At 67.1% G+C, this 18,444-nt stretch carries 22 protein-coding genes; 5 read left to right on the top strand and 17 right to left on the bottom strand.

The window, feature by feature from the left end; genetic code table 11:
- Positions 1-26 precede the first annotated feature (26 nt).
- Positions 27-677 carry a YHS domain-containing (seleno)protein gene (locus tag AC0GNO_RS09330; protein ID WP_472903823.1) on the top strand — a complete coding sequence of 217 codons (651 nt, stop codon included), beginning with the start codon at positions 27-29 and terminating at the stop codon, positions 675-677.
- An 18-nt stretch (positions 678-695) separates the two neighbouring features.
- On the opposite strand, the gene AC0GNO_RS09335 is transcribed toward AC0GNO_RS09330, so the two are convergent.
- The 9 genes from AC0GNO_RS09335 to AC0GNO_RS09375 form a co-directional block, all read right to left on the bottom strand.
- Positions 696-1,703: a DUF3616 domain-containing protein gene (locus AC0GNO_RS09335; protein ID WP_472903824.1), complete on the bottom strand. Its 1,008-nt coding sequence runs from the start codon at positions 1,701-1,703 to the stop codon at positions 696-698.
- Between the two features lie 166 nt (positions 1,704-1,869).
- Positions 1,870-2,778, bottom strand: a complete 909-nt coding sequence (locus tag AC0GNO_RS09340; RefSeq protein ID WP_472903825.1) for a patatin-like phospholipase family protein — start codon at positions 2,776-2,778, stop codon at positions 1,870-1,872.
- A 58-nt stretch (positions 2,779-2,836) separates the two neighbouring features.
- Entirely contained in the window at positions 2,837-4,246 is a 1,410-nt protein-coding gene (locus AC0GNO_RS09345) for an ATP-grasp domain-containing protein (protein WP_472903826.1), read from the bottom strand.
- A gap of 109 nt (positions 4,247-4,355) precedes the next feature.
- Entirely contained in the window at positions 4,356-5,441 is a 1,086-nt protein-coding gene (locus AC0GNO_RS09350; RefSeq protein WP_472887526.1) for a PQQ-dependent sugar dehydrogenase, read from the bottom strand.
- A 103-nt stretch (positions 5,442-5,544) separates the two neighbouring features.
- On the bottom strand, positions 5,545-6,141 hold the full coding sequence (locus AC0GNO_RS09355) for an NnrU family protein (RefSeq protein ID WP_472903827.1): 597 nt from the start codon (positions 6,139-6,141) through the stop codon (positions 5,545-5,547).
- Positions 6,142-6,390: 249 nt separating this feature from the next.
- Positions 6,391-6,930, bottom strand: a complete 540-nt coding sequence (locus AC0GNO_RS09360; RefSeq protein ID WP_472903828.1) for a ferritin-like domain-containing protein — start codon at positions 6,928-6,930, stop codon at positions 6,391-6,393.
- Positions 6,927-7,505, bottom strand: coding sequence for a BON domain-containing protein (locus AC0GNO_RS09365; RefSeq protein ID WP_472903829.1), 579 nt, complete (start codon positions 7,503-7,505; stop codon positions 6,927-6,929). Before AC0GNO_RS09365 ends, AC0GNO_RS09360 begins: the two co-directional genes overlap by 4 nt.
- 42 nt (positions 7,506-7,547) lie before the next feature.
- Positions 7,548-8,297: an SDR family NAD(P)-dependent oxidoreductase gene (locus tag AC0GNO_RS09370; RefSeq protein WP_472903830.1), complete on the bottom strand. Its 750-nt coding sequence runs from the start codon at positions 8,295-8,297 to the stop codon at positions 7,548-7,550.
- A 137-nt stretch (positions 8,298-8,434) separates the two neighbouring features.
- Entirely contained in the window at positions 8,435-8,677 is a 243-nt protein-coding gene (locus tag AC0GNO_RS09375; RefSeq protein WP_472903933.1) for a hypothetical protein, read from the bottom strand.
- Here AC0GNO_RS09375 and AC0GNO_RS09380 point away from each other — a divergent pair.
- Positions 8,579-8,818, top strand: a complete 240-nt coding sequence (locus AC0GNO_RS09380; protein ID WP_472903927.1) for an aldose epimerase family protein — start codon at positions 8,579-8,581, stop codon at positions 8,816-8,818. The two genes, AC0GNO_RS09375 and AC0GNO_RS09380, sit on opposite strands and share 99 nt — an antisense overlap.
- Positions 8,819-8,821: 3 nt before the next feature.
- Here AC0GNO_RS09380 and AC0GNO_RS09385 read toward each other — a convergent pair whose 3' ends face one another.
- From AC0GNO_RS09385 to AC0GNO_RS09410, 6 genes are all read right to left on the bottom strand, one after another.
- Entirely contained in the window at positions 8,822-9,721 is a 900-nt protein-coding gene (locus AC0GNO_RS09385) for an NUDIX hydrolase (RefSeq protein ID WP_472903831.1), read from the bottom strand.
- 101 nt (positions 9,722-9,822) lie between these two features.
- Positions 9,823-11,004, bottom strand: coding sequence for a radical SAM family heme chaperone HemW (hemW, locus tag AC0GNO_RS09390; RefSeq protein ID WP_472903928.1), 1,182 nt, complete (start codon positions 11,002-11,004; stop codon positions 9,823-9,825).
- 89 nt (positions 11,005-11,093) lie between these two features.
- Positions 11,094-11,711 carry an RdgB/HAM1 family non-canonical purine NTP pyrophosphatase gene (gene rdgB, locus AC0GNO_RS09395; RefSeq protein WP_472903832.1) on the bottom strand — a complete coding sequence of 206 codons (618 nt, stop codon included), beginning with the start codon at positions 11,709-11,711 and terminating at the stop codon, positions 11,094-11,096.
- A gap of 9 nt (positions 11,712-11,720) precedes the next feature.
- Positions 11,721-12,452 carry a ribonuclease PH gene (gene rph / locus AC0GNO_RS09400; RefSeq protein WP_472887407.1) on the bottom strand — a complete coding sequence of 244 codons (732 nt, stop codon included), beginning with the start codon at positions 12,450-12,452 and terminating at the stop codon, positions 11,721-11,723.
- A gap of 144 nt (positions 12,453-12,596) precedes the next feature.
- Positions 12,597-13,496 carry a PP2C family protein-serine/threonine phosphatase gene (locus tag AC0GNO_RS09405; protein WP_472887406.1) on the bottom strand — a complete coding sequence of 300 codons (900 nt, stop codon included), beginning with the start codon at positions 13,494-13,496 and terminating at the stop codon, positions 12,597-12,599.
- The gene (locus tag AC0GNO_RS09410; RefSeq protein ID WP_472887405.1) at positions 13,493-14,500 is read right to left on the bottom strand and encodes a serine/threonine protein kinase; all 1,008 of its coding nucleotides are present in this window, start codon (positions 14,498-14,500) and stop codon (positions 13,493-13,495) included. Before AC0GNO_RS09410 ends, AC0GNO_RS09405 begins: the two co-directional genes overlap by 4 nt.
- 61 nt (positions 14,501-14,561) lie before the next feature.
- On the opposite strand from AC0GNO_RS09410, the gene AC0GNO_RS09415 reads away from it, so the two are divergent.
- The 3 genes from AC0GNO_RS09415 to rpoZ are packed head-to-tail and all read left to right on the top strand — an operon-like array spanning position 14,562 to position 16,353.
- Complete coding sequence (locus AC0GNO_RS09415) at positions 14,562-15,497, top strand: YicC/YloC family endoribonuclease (RefSeq protein WP_472903833.1); 936 nt, start codon at positions 14,562-14,564, stop codon at positions 15,495-15,497.
- A 4-nt stretch (positions 15,498-15,501) separates the two neighbouring features.
- Positions 15,502-16,122 carry a guanylate kinase gene (gmk, locus tag AC0GNO_RS09420; protein ID WP_177138905.1) on the top strand — a complete coding sequence of 207 codons (621 nt, stop codon included), beginning with the start codon at positions 15,502-15,504 and terminating at the stop codon, positions 16,120-16,122.
- A gap of 27 nt (positions 16,123-16,149) precedes the next feature.
- On the top strand, positions 16,150-16,353 hold the full coding sequence (gene rpoZ, locus AC0GNO_RS09425) for a DNA-directed RNA polymerase subunit omega (RefSeq protein WP_177138906.1): 204 nt from the start codon (positions 16,150-16,152) through the stop codon (positions 16,351-16,353).
- 78 nt (positions 16,354-16,431) lie between these two features.
- Here rpoZ and nadA read toward each other — a convergent pair whose 3' ends face one another.
- Both nadA and nadC read right to left on the bottom strand, forming a co-directional pair.
- Entirely contained in the window at positions 16,432-17,535 is a 1,104-nt protein-coding gene (nadA, locus tag AC0GNO_RS09430; protein WP_472889211.1) for a quinolinate synthase NadA, read from the bottom strand.
- Positions 17,532-18,398, bottom strand: coding sequence for a carboxylating nicotinate-nucleotide diphosphorylase (gene nadC / locus AC0GNO_RS09435; protein ID WP_472903834.1), 867 nt, complete (start codon positions 18,396-18,398; stop codon positions 17,532-17,534). Before nadC ends, nadA begins: the two co-directional genes overlap by 4 nt.
- Positions 18,399-18,444 lie beyond the last annotated feature (46 nt).

An 18,444-nucleotide genomic window follows, 5' to 3' on the forward strand; every position in this document is an offset into this window, starting at 1 on the left:
CACATTCAACAACCAAGGAACACCCCATGAACCGACGCCAAGCCCTGGGCTTCTTCACCGCCAGCGCAGCCGGGCTGCTGACGGGTTGCGCCAATGGGGCCACCGCCGCAGGACCAGCCGACCAGGGGCCCCCGTTTCGCACCATGAGCGACGCAGCGGCCGACAAGCTCATGCTGCTGGGCCACGACCCGGTGGCCTACTTCACGCAGAACGACGCCGTGGCCGGCAACCCCGCGATCCAGGCACAACACCTGGGCGTGACCTGGCGCTTTGCCAGCGAGGCGAACAAGGCCGCGTTCCTGCGCGAGCCCACCAGATACATGCCGCAGTTCGGCGGCTTCTGCAGCAACGGCATCAACTACGCCGTGCCCTGGGGCGCGGGTGGTGGCCCCAACACCTGGCGCATCTACCGCGGCAAGCTGTATGTGTTTGGTGGGCAGTCTTCGCGCGACCAGTTCGAGATGGAAACCGAGCTCAACCTGCAACGCGCCCACCAGTACTGGGACAGCGAAATCGCCGGCTCCAACCCACTCTTCGTGCGCTACAAGCGCCTGGTCTTCCGCGTGCCGCACTACAAGAGCGATGCCGCACTGCAGGCCGAATGGGAAGCCAAACGCGCGGCGGGCACGCTGCCGGTGATGCCGGGCGGGCCTCAGGTGGTGCCGGCGGCGCCTTGAACCGGACGGGGGTTCCAGTCAACTGCGGGTGGCGCTTGCCGACCCCTGTGCGGTCCGCAGTTGAGTCGGGTCAAGCAGCAGGTAGCCTGCAAAGCGCCCGGTGTCCCTGTTGCCGTCGTCGCTGACAACGACGATCCGCTCCAGTCCGTCGACGACGGCAGTACTCACGCCCTCGGCCTTCCCGAAGCCGCTCAAGCCGGGCACCGTGACCCGGAGCGCCGGCGCACCGGGCTCGCCGCTCCAGCGCCACAGGTCAAAGCTGGTCCGTTTGCGAGAAACAGGGCCACCAATGACCAGATACGCACCCAGGGCGGGAACGTAAGACAAACCCCGGATGCCCTGGCCGCCAAGATCCAGTTCTTCGAGCACAGGCGCGATGTGGGGTGCTTCATCCGATTCAAAGATGGCGGTGGGGTTGACGACACTGGCTATGAGCGCCCGGCCGTCGCGCAACGGGCTGCGGAATCCGATCAGCAGTCGCTTCTGGTCCGGGCTCATTTCAAGGGCTTCGATGTTGAGTCCACCACCGCCTTTGACGTCCCGCACCTCGGCCGCTGCCGCGAGCACAGCATGTTGCTTCACAAGGGCCTGTTTCAAGCCGTCGACGACCTTGGCGTCGACCACCCGCGCACCTTCAACCCGGAACCGGACGAGCCTTTCACGGGACTTCTTCTTGCCACCATCGTCATCGCGCGAGTGCGAGGTGATGGCGTAGACAAACCCTGCCCGGTCGATGGCCAGTCCTTCGAGGTCGTCGAGTTTCCAGAATTCGCTGAACATCTGAAACAGCCCGGCTGTGAGCGCCGTGCTGTCGACACCGCCACCCGCATCCAGGGTGACCAGACTCAAAGGGTGGCTCCTCTCGTCCTCCACCACGAGAAAACGCCCGTCCGGCAGTTGAACGATCGCCGACGGCTCGTAGATGCCGGTCAAGGGCTGGAAGGCTGTTGCCTGTTTGTTGGTCATGCGGGCATTGTGACCTTGTGCTGTTCCGATGCGCATGTCGAACAGGCTCGCGTTCTGCATTCAACGGGTCCGTCGGTGCGCTGCTGACCGTCGGGTTTCTGGTCGCTCGTTCGCATGGCCGTATGGCGGCGCAGGGTCGGACCGCAACATGGCGGCGTCATCCGGCCACTGGGCACCAGACCTCCAGCCGTGGTGTTGCCGCGGCTCAGGCCCTCGCCCAGGCATCTCAAACCGCGTGCAGCGCGCGCAAGGCATCGGCCTGCGCCAGCGTCTCGCGGTAACCGGCGTCCATGGCGCGCTCGCGGAACTCGCGCGAGAGGCTGACCCAGTAGCCGAAGTCGGGCTTGAGCACCTGATCGGCCATCCTGGCGTCGGCGTCCACCAGCGCCAGCTTGCGCAGATCACCCTCGCGGTAGCGCTGTGCGCCGGGCGGCGCGCGGTCCAGGTGGGCGGTGGCGTCCACCGCGAGCACCCGTTGCGCGCCCAGCGCGCGCGCCATGCGCACCGGCAGCGGGGTGGACCAGTCGGCATCCACATATTGCTCACCACGGATGCGCACCGGCGCAAAGCGCCCTTCGATGGCGGCCGAGGCCTGCACCGCCAGGCCCACGTCACCCGCGGTGAAGGCCATGGCCACGCCGTCGCGGCGCCGCGCGGCCACACAGGCCATGGCGATGGGCATGTGCTCCAGCAGCGGGACGGGTGAAGCGCTGCGCACGAGTTCGGCGATGGCGGTGCCGCTCAGGCGTTCTTCGGCCCCGAGCGCCAGCCGGGCCAGGCTCCAGGGTTGCATCTCCAGCGCCAGGGTTTCGATGGCGCGGGCACCGAGTCCGGCCGCGCAGAGGCTGCCCACCAGCGCACCGGCCGAGGCACCGACGATCAGGTCGGGCCGCAGGCCGAGCTCTTCCAGCGCCTTGACCACGCCCACGTGCACAAAGCCGCGCGGGCCACCCGAACTCAGCACCCAGGCGGTGTGCACCGGGCGGCGCAGCGGTTCGGCGCGGGGTGCGTCGGGGCCATCGTGGTCGCGGTCGGGCTGGAGGGTGCAGCCGCCCAGCGTGGCCGCGCCGGCAAGCAGCAGGTGGCGACGCGTCAGGCCCGAGGGGATCACGGTGCTGTGCCGCGTCAGGCCCACGCGCCGCCGCCGGGCAGGGTCGCGGCCAGCCCATGACCCGGCGGACGAACGGGAACGGTCATGAGGGCATCTCCAGTGGATGGTTCCGGTCCGATGGTGACGCCGGGGTCGGCGCAGCGGGCAGTGTGGCGCTGTGCCCCGGGGCGCCGGCGCCGTGAGCTACCGGCGCCGCGGCAAGTTCGGCGTAGGGCGCGGGCCAGCCCAGCAGGGCGCTCGCGGCTTCGCAGCGCTGGCGCAGCTCGTGGGCATCGCGGCCGCCCAGGTGCGTGATGCCGTAGCGGTAGCTGCCCAGCCATTTGAAATCGCGCTCGATGGAGCCCTGCGATTTGGGGTACTGGAACAGCAGGCCGTCGGGGAAGGCGCTGGCGAAGGCCTGGCGCAAGGCGGTGTCGGGCAGCTTGACCCGGTCGGCCGGATCGAAGGCGCGGTAGACGAAGCTGGCCGCGGCGCCGGCGGTGGGTGCGCTGCGCGGCACGGTGTCGGGGTCCAGCCCGTGGGCGATGGCGATCTCGATGGCGTGCAGATCCACACCGAGCACGCGCTGGTAGAGGTCTGAATACTGCGAGGCCATGCGCGGGTTGAACTCGATCACGGTGAGCCGGTCGCTCGCCGCGTCGTAGAAGAACTCCATGTTGAACAGGCCGTGCGTGAAGCCCACTGCGAGCAGGAAGCGCCGCGCCACGTCGAGCGCGCGCGCCTGCACGGAGGGCGGCAGCGAGGTCGGGATCTGGTGGCGCATGAAGGACTGGGTGCCGGGGAACATGATGGCGTCGACCACGCCGATGGCGCGCACGTCGCCGTTGAACACCACGCCGTCGAGGTTGAACTGGTCGGCCCTCACCGGTGCCTCCAGCAGCATGCGGTGGGCGCTGGGCACCCCGGGCCCGAGGCGCTCGCGCACCATGCGCTCGAAGGGTTCCACCAGGCGGCGGATCACCCAGAGTTCCCAGGCGCCGAAGCGGGAGTGGCGGTACAGCTCGGCGTGGCTGTCGACGCGGCGCGCGAGCACCGAAAACGCAGCCTTGACAGGCTTCACGAACAGGGGATAGGGCAGGCCCTCGGGAATGGGCGCTCCGTATTCGGCGTCGAGCAGCTGGAAAGGCACGTTGGCCTCGGGCGCCACGCGCTGCAGCACCTGGCGCGCGTAGAACTTGTGCTGGCAGGCCAGGATGGCGGCCACCGGTGTGCCGGGCCAGTCCATGCGCTCGGCCAGCAGGGCCGCGGCCAGCGCGCCGAACTGCTCGTTGCTGGACACCACGGCGGACCAGCCCCGCGCCGGGGCACGGCGGGCCAGGCCATCGACGAAGCGGGCCATGTCGAACCAGGCCAGGCGCGCGTTGCTGGGGAAGGAAAACAGGTCAAAGCCGTCTTCGTCGAAGCGAAGGCCCATCGTGCGGGCCAGGCGCAGATGCGCCACGGCGTCCCAGTCGTGGTTGAAGAGCAGCAGGGTGCGGTCGGCGAACAGCATGGGAGAGCAGTTCTTGTTGAAATACACCGGAGAGTAACGAATTCCAGGACATCGCCCAAGAGACGGCGCCTGGAACAACCGTCGCGCCGGAGCCGGAATTCTTACAGGTTCAGCCCGGATGCAGTCGCAACAGGCGCCCGTTGCGTTCGTCGGTCAGCAGGTAGATGAAACCATCGGGTCCTTCGCGCACATCGCGCACGCGCGCGTTGAGGTCGGGCAACAGGCGCTCTTCTTTCACCACACGGCCACCGCTGATGTCCAGCCGCGCCAGGTAGCGGAACTTGAGCGAGCCCGCGAGCAGGTTGCCCTGCCAGGCCTTGCCGTAGCGTTCGCCCTTCACGAAGGCGAGGCCCGATGGCGCTATCGAGGGTGTCCACTGGAACACCGGCTGTTCCAGCCCGGCCTTGGCGGTGATGCCCTCGCCGATGGCGCCGCCGCCGTAGTTTTCGCCGTAGGTGATGACGGGCCAGCCGTAGTTCTTGCCGGCCTCGGGGCGGTTGATCTCGTCGCCGCCCTGGGGGCCGTGTTCGCTGGTCCAGAGCCGCCCGTCGGGCCCGAGCACGGCGCCCTGCAGGTTGCGGTGGCCCAGGCTCCAGATCTCGGGCAGTGCCCCGCTGCGGCCCACGAACGGGTTGTCGGGCGGCACGCTGCCGTCCTTGTTGATGCGCACCACCTTGCCGTGGTGGTTGTCCAGCGTCTGCGCGTCTTCCTTGCGGCTGAAACGGTCGCCCAGAGTGAGAAACAGCGTGCCGTCGGCCGCTTCAACGATGCGGCAGCCAAAGTGCGCACGGCTGCTGAACTTGGGTTGCTGGCTGAAGACCACCTTCACGGCCTCCAGCCGCGTGGCGTCGGCAGACAGCCGGGCCGACGCCAGCGCGGTGGAGTTGCCGCTGCCGCGGGCTGCGGGCTCGGCGTAACAGAAGTACACGGTGCGGTTGCGTGCAAAGTCGCGATCGGTGATCACGTCCAGCAGACCGCCCTGCCCGCCCGCGTCCACCGGCGGCAGGCCGGCCAGCGGCTCGCTCAGACGGCCGTCGGGCGCCACCACGCGCAGGCGCCCAGGGCGCTCGGTCACCAGAAAACGCCCGCCATCGATGAAAGCGACGCCCCAGGGGTTCTGCAGACCGCTGGCGACCACTTCAACACGCGGCGCAGGTGTCTGGCCGTGGGCCAGGGTGCCCAGCAGGGCGAACATCAGCAGCGCGAGGCGCTGGATCGGGATCAGAATCGGCAGGTGCATGACAAGGCCCTCCAGATGGAAACGGTTGGTGCCCGATCAGGGAGCTCAGGTTCCCGCTTCAGCCGAACGGGCGCACGCCAAACAGCCAGGCATGGCCCCAGAACACGAACAGCGCGTACAACGCCAGCCCGCCCACCAGCGCGATGGCGTCGTTGGCGCCACCGGCCGGCAAAGCGGGCACCGGGCGCAAGGCACCGGCCAACGCGCGGCGCTTGAGGGAGATGCGGTCGGCCACGGCCCAGGCCAGGAAACCGCCGAACAGCAGCACATCGGCCAGCGTGCCCCCGGTGACCGACTGGGCCAGCAGGTGCGCCAGCGCCCAGAGCTTGACGGCCAGCAGCATGGGGTGTTTCGCCGCGGTCTTGATGCGACCCGGCAGGTAGGCCGCGAGCAGCAGCACGAACACCGGCAGCATCAGCAGCGCGGCCAGGTGGCGAAAGCCGCCCGGCAAGGCGTAAAGCAGCACCGGCGTCTCGCGCGAGAGGCCGTAGCCCCAGCCGATGAGCGCCAGCCCCGCGAACGAGGCCAGCGAATACAGGCCCTTGAAAGCGTTCTCGCCCAGCTGGGCCGCCAGGCGGTTGCGGCCGTCGGGCGAGATGATGGCGATGCTGTGCACGCCCAGAAACAGCACCAGACCCAGAACCAGCCACACCATGTTGAACTCCTGTGCCCTGACCCGGGCCGCAGGGCACCGTGTCCCGCTGGGGGCCACTGTAGCGGCTTGGGCTCAAGTCCGCAGCGTGCCGGGTCTTGCTGATCGATGTGCCGCCTGCAAGCATGGCTCCGGAGCGCGGACCCGGGGGCATGCAAAGGTCCAAGCCCAGGGCACCGCCGGGCCGGCTTTGCCGGACGGCCAGTGCCGCCCCCTTGGGGGGGTGACGCCGCAGGCGGCGCGGGGGGTACTTCAGCCGTTCATGCCTTCGAGCAGATCCGCCAGTTCGTCGGCGTGTTCCTCTTCCACCGCCAGGATCTGCTTAAGCAGGCCGCAGGTGGTCGGGTCCTGGTCGCCGAGGTACAGGATCATGTCGCGGTAGCTGTCGATGGCGATGCGCTCGGCCACCAGGTTCTCCTGGATCATCTGCGTCAGCGTGTCGCCGGCCACGTATTCGGCGTGGCTGCGCTGGCTCAGGCTGTCGGGCGAAAAGTCGGGCTCACCGCCCAGCTGCACGATGCGCGCGGCCAGCAGGTCGGCGTGGCCCTGCTCTTCGTTGGAGTGGATCAGGAACTCGGCCCCCACGCTCTGGCCGTGGATGCCACGCGCCATGAAGTGGTGACGCCGGTAGCGCAGCACACAGACGATCTCGGTGGCCAGCGCCTCGTTGAGCAACTTGACCACCTGGTCGCGGTCGGCGCCGTAGCCGGCGGTCACGGCACCCGCCTCGATGTGCTGGCGTGCCTGGCTGCGCAGGGTGGCGATGTCGGTGAGCAGGTGGACGGCGTTCATTGTTTGACCATCAGTTCGTTCTTGACGCTGGTGGCGCCTTCGGCGGCGCTCGCCAGCTGGCTCGCCAGGTCGATCTGGGCCTGGCTGTTCACAAAGCCGGTGAGCTGCACCTCGCCCTTGAACGTGACCACGCTGATGTCGAAGCTCTTGATGTCGGGATCGGCCAGCAGGGCGGTCTTGACGCGGCCGGTCACGGTCGCGTCATCGATCTTGGTGCCCACGGTGCTGGGCGTGCCCTTGAGGGTGACGGCGTTTTCAACCTCGGTCACACCGGCCACGCTGCGCGTGATCGCGAGCGCCTGGTCGATCTGGGCCTGGCTGTCGACAAAGCCGCTGAGCTGCACGGTGCCTTTGCGGGTTTCAACCTGCAGGTCAAAGCTCTTGACAAGATCGTCGGCCAGCAGGGCGGACTTGACGCCGGAGGTGATGACGGCATCGTCCACCTGGGTGCCCAGCGTGATGCTCGGCGCGGGTTCCTGCACCATCTCGGGCGGCTTGTTGCAGGCCACCAGCGTCAGGGCGGCCAGGCCGATGAGGCTGCCGGCCAGCAGGGATGTCGGTTTGCGTTGGGTCATGGGGTACTCCAGAAAAAAGAAAATGGGAGGGGGGAAGCGGGTTCAGCGGGCGAGGTAGCCGCCGTCCACCGGGTAGTACGACCCGGTCACGAACGACGCCCGCTCCGAGGCGAGCCAGACCACCAGCTCGGCCACTTCTTCAGCGCGACCCAGGCGCCCGATCGGATGGGCGGCGACCAGCAGGGCGTTGGCCGCCGGGTCCTCTTCGAGGCCGCTGATCATGGGCGTGTGGATGAAGCCGGGGCCGACCGCGTTGATGCGCACGCCCTGGGCGCCGTATTCGAGGGCGGCGGCCTGCGTGAGGCCCACCACGCCGTGTTTGGCTGCGGTGTAGGCCGACGCGGTGGCGAAGCCGACCGCGCCCAGAATCGACGCCACGTTGACGATGGCGCCGCCGCCGTTGAGCAACATGGCCGCTATCTGCGCCCGCATGCCGTAGAACACGCCATTGAGGTTGATGTTGATCACCTGCGCCCAGGCGTCGAGCGGGTAGTCGGCCAGTGGCGCGGCGGCACCGCCGATGCCGGCGTTGTTGCAGGCCACGTCAAGACGGCCGAAATGTGCCATGGCCTGGGACACCAGGGCCTGGCACTCGTCGGCGCTGCCCACGTCGGCCGCGACAAACAGCGACTCGCCGCCCTGGGACCGCACCAGCGCGCCGGTTTCGACGCCGGCGTCGGCATCGATGTCCGACAGCACCAGCAGCGCGCCTTCGCGCGCGGCCGTGAGCGCAATGGCCCGGCCGATGCCCGAGGCGGCACCGGTGACGAGCACCACTTTGTTTTTCAGCATGGGTTCCATCCAAAGGGGTGCGGCCTGGGGCTGCACGCTGCAGACCCCGCCGCTGGTGCGAGCCAACAGCGGGGATGTGGATGGACCTTAGGTGTCGGAACGCCGGGCGTCTGTGCGCTGCCAGACCAAGCGCTGGGTCAGCCCGCTCGCGCGGGCGCCGGCGCCGCAGCGGTTTCGGTGGTGACGAGCCAGATGCCCAGACACACCAGCGCGAGCGCGATCAGGTTGCGCCATTCGAGCACCGTCTCGCCCAGGAACAGCGCCAGCGAAGCCAGTGCACGCTGGAGGTCTGGACCACCGAACCGGTGCTGCAGGTGTACACCGCGGGCCAGCTCGGCACAGGTGGGTCGGCCGACATCGGCAAACGGGGTGTGGTCCACGGGCCGCGCAGCGGGCTCTGCCTGGAACCCCAGCAGTTCCCCAACGCCCCCAACTGCCCGGGTTTCCCGTTCAACCGCGTCACGGCCGAGCGGCCTTACCGCGCGCAGACGCGTTACCGGTTCGGTGTGCTGAACGGATAGCCCTCAGCCCAACAATGCCGCCAACCCGCCTTCGGCCTCGAAGCGCTGGTTGCGGTAGGTCAGGCGGGTCGGCCCGTCCCACACCGGCTCCCGGCGGCTGTGCCGCGGATCGCCGGGGTAGCAGATCACGCGGCAGCCGTCTTGATCGAAGGGTTCGGGCTCGATCAGCGCGGGCGGCCGGCTGCGCGCAGCGGCCTGCACCTGGGCCACATCGGCCAGCCGGCTGAGCTGACAGAGGCTCATGATCTGCGGCGGCGCCAGATCGATCTCTCCCGCCCAGTAACGCTCCAGCCCGGCGCGCGGTGACAGCCAGACCGCTTCGGTGGCTTCGAACGTGCAATGGCGGGCGTCCTGGCCCGCCGGGGCAGCGGCGACGAAAAAACGCGTGTCGAAGCGCTTGTTGGTCACCGAAGGCTGGCGCGGCGTGACCCAGCGCGACCACGGCAACAGGCTCGACACCGCCAGCGGCTGGCCCAGGCGCTGCACGGCAGCGGCAAAGCCCAGACCGGTGAGCGTGTGCTCACGCACCTGGGCGGCCAACCGCGCCCCATCGCAACTGGCTGCGAGTGACCCGTTCAGGCCCAGCAACAGGCGGCACTCTTCAAAGGTCTCGCGCAGCGCGGCCAGGTGCAGCCCCACCGCGGTGTCCGGATCCAGTCCGGGTTCGGCCAGGGCGCTCAACAGCTCGGCTGCCGTGCGGTCCAGCGCAGCGGGGTCCACCTGCCGGTCGGCCGCATCGAGCTTGCCACCCGGGAACACGTGCACGCCACCCAGCACGCCGGAGTTGCCATGGCGGCGCACCAGCAGCACCTCCAGCCCGGCAGGACCGTCGCGCACCACCATCACGGTGGCGGACGCCAGGGGCGGGGTGTGAATCACATCGGAGTTGATCGGTATGGCCATGCGGGCATTGTCCACGAGACTTGCCCATGCCCGTCCCTTCACGCCGCCCCGTCCGGCGTCCGAGCAGACACCCGCAGCGGTCCGAAAAAATGGCGTGTCGCTCAGGCGGGCAGGAACAGTGACTGCAGATCGCTGAGGAGATCGAACCCGCGTTCGGTTGGTCGGACCCAGCCATCGGCCATCACCAGCCAGCCGCGGCGCACGCCTTCGTCCAGCGCCGTGGCCACGCTGGAGAGCGGCAGCCCGGTGCGGGCCGAAAAGTCCTGCAGCTCGAAGCCGTTGCGCAGGCGCAGCGCGTTGAGCATGTACTCGAAAGGCAGATCGCGCCGCGCCACCTCTTCCACACTCACCACCGCATCGCCCGCGCGCGCCTTGTCCATGTAGAGACGCGGTTCGCGCGCACGCACCTGGCGCACCACCCGGTGGGCAAAACTGAGCTTGCTGTGGGCACCGGCGCCGATGCCGAGGTAGTCGCCGAACTGCCAGTAGTTCAGGTTGTGCCAGCAACGGTGGCCTTCGCGCGCGTAGGCCGAGACCTCGTAGCGCGCCAGCCCCTGCTCGCCCGTCAGCTCGGTGATGCGGTCGAGCATGGCGTAGGCGTCGTCGTCTTCGGGCACCCGCGGCGGGAACTTGGCAAAGACCGTGTTGGGCTCGATGGTCAGGTGGTAGATCGAGATGTGCGGTGGCGCGAACGCCAGCGCGGTGCGCATGTCCGTTTCGCAATCGGCCAGCGTCTGCCCCGGCAGCGCGTACATGATGTCCAGGTTGAAGGTGTCGAAGGCCATCGCCGCCTCTTCCACCGCGGCGATCGCCTGCGCCCGGTCGTGCACCCGGCCCAGCGCCTTCAGATGGTCATCGTTGAAGCTCTGCACCCCGATGGACAGGCGCGTGACGCCGGCCTGGCGGAAAGCCCTGAAGCGGTCCTTTTCAAAGGTGCCCGGGTTGGCTTCCAGCGTGATCTCGGTGTCGGCGTCCAGCCGCACCAGCGCGCGCACGTCGCCCAGCAGGCGATCAATGGCCTCGGGCGAAAACAGGCTGGGCGTGCCGCCACCGATGAAGATGCTGTGCACCGAGCGGCCCCAGATCAGCGGCAAGGCGGCTTCCAGATCGGCACGCAAGGCGTCCAGGTAAACCTGTTCGGGCAGCGCCTGACCGGGCGCGCTGGTGGCGCTCCACTCGTGCGAGTTGAAGTCGCAATAAGGGCACTTCTTCAGACACCAGGGCAGGTGGATGTAGAGCGCGAGCGGCGGCAGGCCCTGCAATTGCAGCGTGCCGGGTCTCATCCAGTGGCGGATGTCGCTCCAGTGTGGCCCTTCTGGCGGTGGGCTGCCGGCCGCGCCGGGCAGCGCCACCCGGACCTCTCTGGGCGTGTTCATGCGTCGGCCTGGGGCGCGAACCACCGTTCACGCATCAGGTTCAGCATCTGTTGCGCCGCTTTTCCGCGGTGGCTGTTGGCGTTCTTCATTTCGTCGCTCAGCTGGGCAAAGGTGCAGCCGAACTGCGGCAGGAACATCACCGGGTCAAAACCGAAACCGTTGTCGCCGACGGGCTCGCGCGTGATCAGCCCCGGTGCGCGCCCGCTGGCCACCAGCGGCTCGGGATCATCGGCGCTGCGCACCGCGACCAGGGTGCTGACCAGCGCGGCGCGGCGGTCATCCACGTGCGCCATCTGCTCCAGCAAGGCGCGCACGTTGTTGGCGTCGCCCTTTTCATAGCCGAACTGCGTCGCGTAGTAGGCGGTGTCCACGCCCGGCAAACCGCCGAAGGCCTCCACGCACAGGCCGGCGTCGTCGGCCAGCGCGGGCAGGCCACTGACCTGCGCCGCGTGGCGCGCCTTCGCCAGCGCGTTCTCGATGAAGGTGCGGTGCGGCTCGGGCGCTTCCGGAATGCCCAGTTCGGACTGGCGCACCAGTTCCACGCCGAGCGGCGCAAACAAGGCCTGCAGCTCGGCGAGCTTGCCTTTGTTGTTGGACGCGAGGACCAGTCTCATCCGGGCCTCTCAGACCAGGCCAAGGCTCTGCTTCTGCAAGGCCACCAGTTCGGCCACGCCCTTTTCGGCCAGCACCAGCAACGCGTCCATTTCCTGGCGCGTGAACGCCACGCCTTCGGCCGTGCCCTGCACTTCCACAAAATGGCCGGCACCGGTCATCACGACATTCATGTCGGTGTCGCAGGCCGCGTCTTCCACGTACTCCAGATCGAGCAGCGGCAGGCCCTTCAGAAGGCCGACCGAAATCGCGGCCACATGGCCCTTGATCGGCGAGGTGGTGACCTTGCCTTCGGCGAGCAGCTTGCTCACCGCGTCGTGCGCCGCGACGAAGGCGCCGGTGATGCTCGCGGTGCGTGTGCCGCCATCGGCCTGCAGCACGTCGCAGTCCAGCGAAATGGTACGTTCACCCAGCGCCTTCAGATCGAACACGGCGCGCAGCGAACGGCCGATCAGGCGCTGGATTTCCTGCGTGCGCCCGCTCTGTTTGCCCTTGGCCGCTTCGCGGTCGCTGCGGGTGTGGGTGGCACGCGGCAACATGCCGTATTCGGCCGTCACCCAGCCTTCGCCGCTGCCACGCTTGTGCGGCGGCACCTTCTCTTCCACCGACGCGGTGCACAGCACCTTGGTGTCACCGAACTCGATCAGCACCGAGCCCTCGGCGTGGATGGTGAAACCCCGGGTGATGCGCACCGGGCGCAGGGCATCGGTGGCCCGTTGGCCAGGTCGTGTGGAAACAGTCATGAATACCTCAATCAAGTCGTGAATCAGTCAAAGGGAGGAACGCCCAGCTCGCCAGGTAACAAGGCCCGGAACGCGGCGGAACCGGCTTTGCCGGGCCGCACGCGTTGCCCCCTGGGGGGTGACGCCGAAGGCGGCGCGGGGGTGTCAGGAATTTTTTTCGGCGGTGCGCCGGATCGCTTCGTTGATTTCTGCAATCGACTTTTCGATCGCCGCGTCGTCCAGGTCTTCGATGGTCGGGTCGGCCACGCCCGACTGGATGGTGGAGGCGAACACGCCTTCTTCGATGTCTTCGGTCGACACCCGCGTGGTCTGGAATTCGTCGGCCGTTTCCCACTCCATGGCCAGCACGGTGACGTTGTCGCAGCGCTGTCCACCACGCTTGAGGGCCATCTCCACCAGCTCGGGAACCGCCTGCTCCAGCGGATTGCGGGCCAGTTCGGCGGCGATCTCGAAGTCCTTCACCGTGCCCCAGAGGCCATCCGAGCACAGCAGCACACGGTCGCCCTGCAACAACTGCACCGGTCCCGACAGGTCAAACACCGGCTTGGCGGGCGAACCCAGACAGGTGAAGAGGATGTTGCGGTTGATGTGCTGGGTGGCCTTGCCCAGGTGGGCCTGCTGCTCCATGTAGGAATGGTCCCGCGTTCGCGTCAGCAACTCGCCATCGCGCACGAGATACAGGCGGGAGTCGCCACAGTGCACCCAGTGCATGTTGCCGCGCTCCATCACGGCCGCCACCAGCGTGGTGCGCGGCGTGTCGAGCATGCCTTTTTCGGCGGCGTAGCGAATGATCTGGTGGTGCGCCGCCATCAGGGCGCTGGAGAGAAACTCCGGCACTTCACGCAAGGTGGGGTTGGCGGCCTTCTGGAAGTAGGCTGAGAAGGTCTGCAGGGCGAGCTGGGCCGCCATCGCCCCTTCAGGGTGCCCCCCCATGCCATCGGCCAGCACGAACAGGCCTGACTCGCGCGTGTATGCGTAGCCCATGCGGTCTTCGTTGCGCTCGCGGCCACCCTGACGGCTGATCTGGTAAACCGAAAACTTCATCGGAACTTGGTCCCGGCGGCGGTCGATTTGCGCGGCGACTTCTTGTTGTCGGAAACGATGTTGTCAAACTGCAGACGCATCTTTTCAGCCACGGTCAGTTTGGTGTAGCTGCGTTCGGTCTCGCGGCTCAGCTCTTTCTGCAGCGCAAACACCGATTGCGGGCGCGACAGCGGATCGAGCGACATGCACCACTCCACCACCTCGATCAGGTTGTCGGAGTAGACGCCGCGCAGGCGAGAGAGTGCCAGCGACAGCCGGTCTTTTTCCAGCCGCTGCGGGGCGTCATTGGGCGGGTAACCCTGCATGCTGGCGTAGATGCAGGCGCCGATGGCGTAGATGTCGGTCCACGGGCCCATGCTCGAATCGCGCCGGTACATCTCGGGCGCAGCGAACCCGGGCGTGTACATCGGGCGAATGAAGTTGCCTTCTTTGCTCAGCACCTCGCGTGCCGCACCGAAGTCGATCAGCACCGAACGGTTGTCGTCGGTGACGAAGATGTTGGCCGGCTTGATGTCGAGGTGCAGCATCTTGTGCTGGTGCACGATGCGCAGGCCGCGCAGTACCTCGTCGTACAGCGAACGGATGGTGGACTCGCGGAACACCTTCTGCTTCTTCAGTTCGCGTGCCGTGATGATGAACTCCTGCAGGGACGCGCCCTCCAGATAGTTCATGACCATGTAGACGGTCTCGTTTTCGCGGAAGAAGTTGAGCACGCTCACCACCGACTGGTGAGAGATCTGTGCCAGGGCGCGGCCCTCTTCGAAAAAGCTCTTGAGCCCCAGCCGGTACAACGAGAGTTTTTCGGGCTGCACCTGCGGCAGCAATTCGCCCGGACCGCGTGTGGCCAGCGACGACGGCAGGTATTCCTTGACCGCGACCTGCTGCCCTTCGGTATCCACAGCCAGGTAGACCACGCCAAAACCACCGGCTGCGAGCTTGCGCACAATGCGATAGCCGCCGATCACGGTGTCCGGTGGCAGCGGTGCGGGTTTGACCTTTGACATAATTCGGATGGGTTCCGGAACGCCTCGTTTTGGACCACTCAACCTGATGGGACACAGTTCAATGGCAGTTTACAGCATGACCGGCTACGCCACGGCCCAGACCGGCGGGGCCGCAGCCACACCTGCCAGCGAGTCCCCGCGCGAAGCCAAACCGGGCCTGGGCATCGAAATCCGCTCGGTCAACAGCCGCTTTCTCGACCTGACTTTCAAACTCGCGGACGACCTGCGCGGCACCGAACCCGCCCTGCGCGAACTGCTGGGCGCTTCGCTCAAGCGTGGCAAGGTGGAGGTGCGGGCCTGGGTCGAGGGCCGCACCGACGCCGGACCACGCGCACCCAGCGCACCGGAGCTGCAGAAGTTGGTGAGCCTGCAGGACAACGTCCGCGCCTGGCTGCCCACCGCCGCCCCCCTGTCGGTGGCCGAGGTGCTGCAACTGACCACGCGCCAGACCGGCAACCCAGGCGAACTGCACGAAACCCTGCTCGCGCTGGCCCAGACGGGCCTGGACAAACTGCTCACCGCGCGCGAACGCGAAGGCCAGCGCCTGGCAGCCATGCTGCTGGACCGGCTCAAGCAGCTGCGCCAGCTCGCCAAAGACGCCCAGCCCCTGATTCCCCAACTGGTCGCGCAACAGCGGCAGCGCTTCATCGACCGCTGGAACGAAGCGCTCGGTGCCAGCGCGGCTGCCGGTGGCACCAGCAACACCCTCACCGGCGAGGCCGCCCAGGATCGTGCGCTGACCGAAGCCACCGCCTTCGCGATCCGCATCGATGTGGCCGAAGAACTGACCCGCCTGGACTCGCACCTGGTGGAAATCGAGCGCCTGATCAAGAAAGGCAGCGATGTGGGCAAACGCCTGGACTTCCTGATCCAGGAACTGCACCGCGAAGCCAACACCATGGGCTCCAAATCGTCGAGCCTGGAACTCACCCGCATTTCCGTGGACATGAAGGTGCTCATCGAACAGATGCGCGAGCAGGTCCAGAACATTGAATGACCCTATGGAATACCCAGGCAACCTGTTCGTCGTCGCAGCCCCCAGCGGGGCTGGCAAATCCAGTCTGGTCAAGGCGCTGATGGAGCTGGACTCCCGCGTCGTGCCCTCGGTCTCGCACACCACCCGCCCCCCGCGTGGCCAGGAGCTGCATGGGCGCGAGTACTACTTTGTAGCCAGGGAAACCTTTGACCAGATGGTCATCCAGGGGGCTTTCCTGGAATGGGCCATGGTGCATGGCAACCGCTACGGCACGTCCAAACAGGCGATCGAGCAGCGCATGGCCCAGGGGGCCGACGTGGTGCTGGAGATCGATTTCCAGGGCGCGATCCAGGTCAAACGCATCTTTCCCAACGCGGTGCTGATCTTCATCCTGCCGCCGAGCTGGGAAGAACTGCGATCTCGGCTGGAGCGGCGCGCCGAGGACAGCGCCGAAGTCATCGAGCTGCGGCTGCAGAATGCCGCGTCGGAGATGATGCACGCGCGGGAATTCGACTTCGTTATAATCAACGAGTTGTTCGAGCGGGCCCTGTTTGACCTCAAGGCCATCGTCCATGCCCAGCGGCTCAAGTTCGCCGCCCAGCGTATCGCCCGCAGCGATACCTTCAAAGCGCTCAACATCCACTGACTCACCGCACACTACCGAGGCCCGCACATGGCACGCATCACCGTCGAAGACTGTCTGGAAAAGATCCCCAACCGCTTTCAGCTCGTGCTGGCCGCTACCTACCGTGCACGCATGCTCAGCCAGGGCCATGCCCCCAAGATCGAGAGCAAGAACAAGCCCGGCGTGACCGCGCTGCGTGAAATTGCCGAAGGCAAGATCGGCATCGAAATGCTCAAGAAGGTGCCACTCTGATTCTTCAGGGTGCCCATGAAGAGCCCGCTCGCAAGCGGGCTTTTTTTCGCCTGTCGCTCTTGAGGCCGGATCGGTCCTTCAGGCCGCGCCAATGTTCGGCACCAGCGCTCCGGCATTCTGACCACTGCGCAGTGCGGCGGTGAACGCCAGCATGCGGTCGATCGGCAACCGGGCGCGCGGGATCAGCGCCGGATCCACGTGGATCTGGTTCAGGCCCTTTTCCAGCACCTGCGCCACGCCGGCCAGGCCGTTCATCGCCATCCAGGGGCAGTGCGCGCAGCTCTTGCAGGTGGCGCTGTTGCCCGCGGTCGGCGCCTCGATGAACACCTTGCCCGGATTCTGCTGGCGCAGCATGTGCATCATGCCGTTGTCGGTGGCGATGATGAACTCGTTCGCGTCCAGCTCCCGCGCCGCCTTGAGGATCGCCGAGGTGGAACCCACGGCGTCGGCCAGTGCCACCACATCGGCCGGGCTTTCCGGGTGCACCAGCACCTTGGCACCCGGGTGCTCCTTTTTCAAGGCTTCCAGCTCAAAGGCCTTGAACTCGTCGTGCACGATGCAAGCGCCGTTCCACATCAGCATGTCGGCGCCGGTTTCGCGCTGGATGTAGCCACCCAGGTGCTTGTCGGGTGCCCACAGGATCTTGTGACCCTTGTCCTTGAGCGCCTTCACGATATCGAGTGCGCAACTGGACGTGACCAGCCAGTCGGAGCGCGCCTTCACCGCGGCACTGGTGTTGGCGTAGACCACCACGGTGCGGTCCGGGTGGGCGTCGCAGAAGGCGCTGAAGTCGTCGATCGGGCAGCCCAGGTCGAGCGAGCAGTTGGCGTCCAGATCGGGCATGAGCACCGTTTTCTCCGGGCTCAGGATCTTGGCCGTCTCGCCCATGAAACGCACGCCCGAGACCACCAGCGTCTGCGCGGCGTGGTCGCGGCCAAATCGCGCCATTTCCAGAGAATCGCTCACGATGCCGCCGGTCTCGATCGCCAGGTCCTGCAGATCGGGGTGCACGTAGTAGTGCGACACCATGACCGCGTTGCGTTCCTTGAGCAGGCTGCGGATGCGCTCCTTCAACTCGGCGCGCTGCTTCGGGCCGGGCTCGACCGGCACACGCGCCCAGGCGTGCTTCGTCGGACAGGCCGGCTGTTCGTATTCGACGTCGATGATGTCTGTGTTGCTCATGTCAGTTGCTCCATCCGCATCGAGAAATCGATGGCTTTCACGTCTTTGGTCAAGGCTCCGATGGAAATGCGGTCCACCCCGGTTTCTGCAAGGGTCCGCACCGTCTGCAGGTTCACGCCACCCGAAATTTCCAGGATGGCACGGCCCGCATTGCGGCGCACGGCCTCCTGCAGCGTCGGAATGTCCATGTTGTCGAGCAGGATCATCCTGGCGCCACAGGCCAGCGCTTCGTCGAGCTGCGCCAGGGTCTCGACCTCGATCTCGACAAAACGCGCCTGGGGCGCGGTTTCCTGAACGCGCTTCAACACGGCCGCCACGCCACCCGCGGCGGCGATGTGGTTTTCCTTGATCAGCACCGCGTCGTACAGACCGATGCGATGGTTCACGCCACCGCCGGTTTTCACCGCGTATTTCTGTGCCAGCCTCAGCCCCGGGATGGTCTTGCGCGTGTCCACGATGGCCGCGCGCGTGCCTTTGACAGCGTCAACGAACACCGCGGTCTTGGTTGCCACGGCCGAGAGCAGTTGCAGGAAGTTGAGCGCGGTGCGTTCGGCGGTCAGCAGGGCCTGGGCGTTGCCCGCGATTTCCAGCACCACCTGATCGGCGACACAGCGCTGGCCCTCTGACACATGCCAGGTCAGGCGGGCCTTGGGGTCGCAGGCCAGCACGGCCGCCTCCACCCACGGCACGCCGCAGATCACGGCCGGTTCGCGCGCGAGGATGCGTGCATGGGCGCTGCGCGAGGGGTCTACCAGGGCCCCGGTGAGGTCGCCGCCGGCCACGTCCTCGGCCAGTGCGCGGGACACATCGGCGCCCGCCAGTTCGGCCAGATCGGCGTCCGTGAATTCAGAGAGGTGTTTCATGGGTTGCAAGCATAACGGGATCGCATATAGTGCCCCCCATCCAAAG

The organism is Hydrogenophaga sp. L310 (assembly GCF_055703065.1).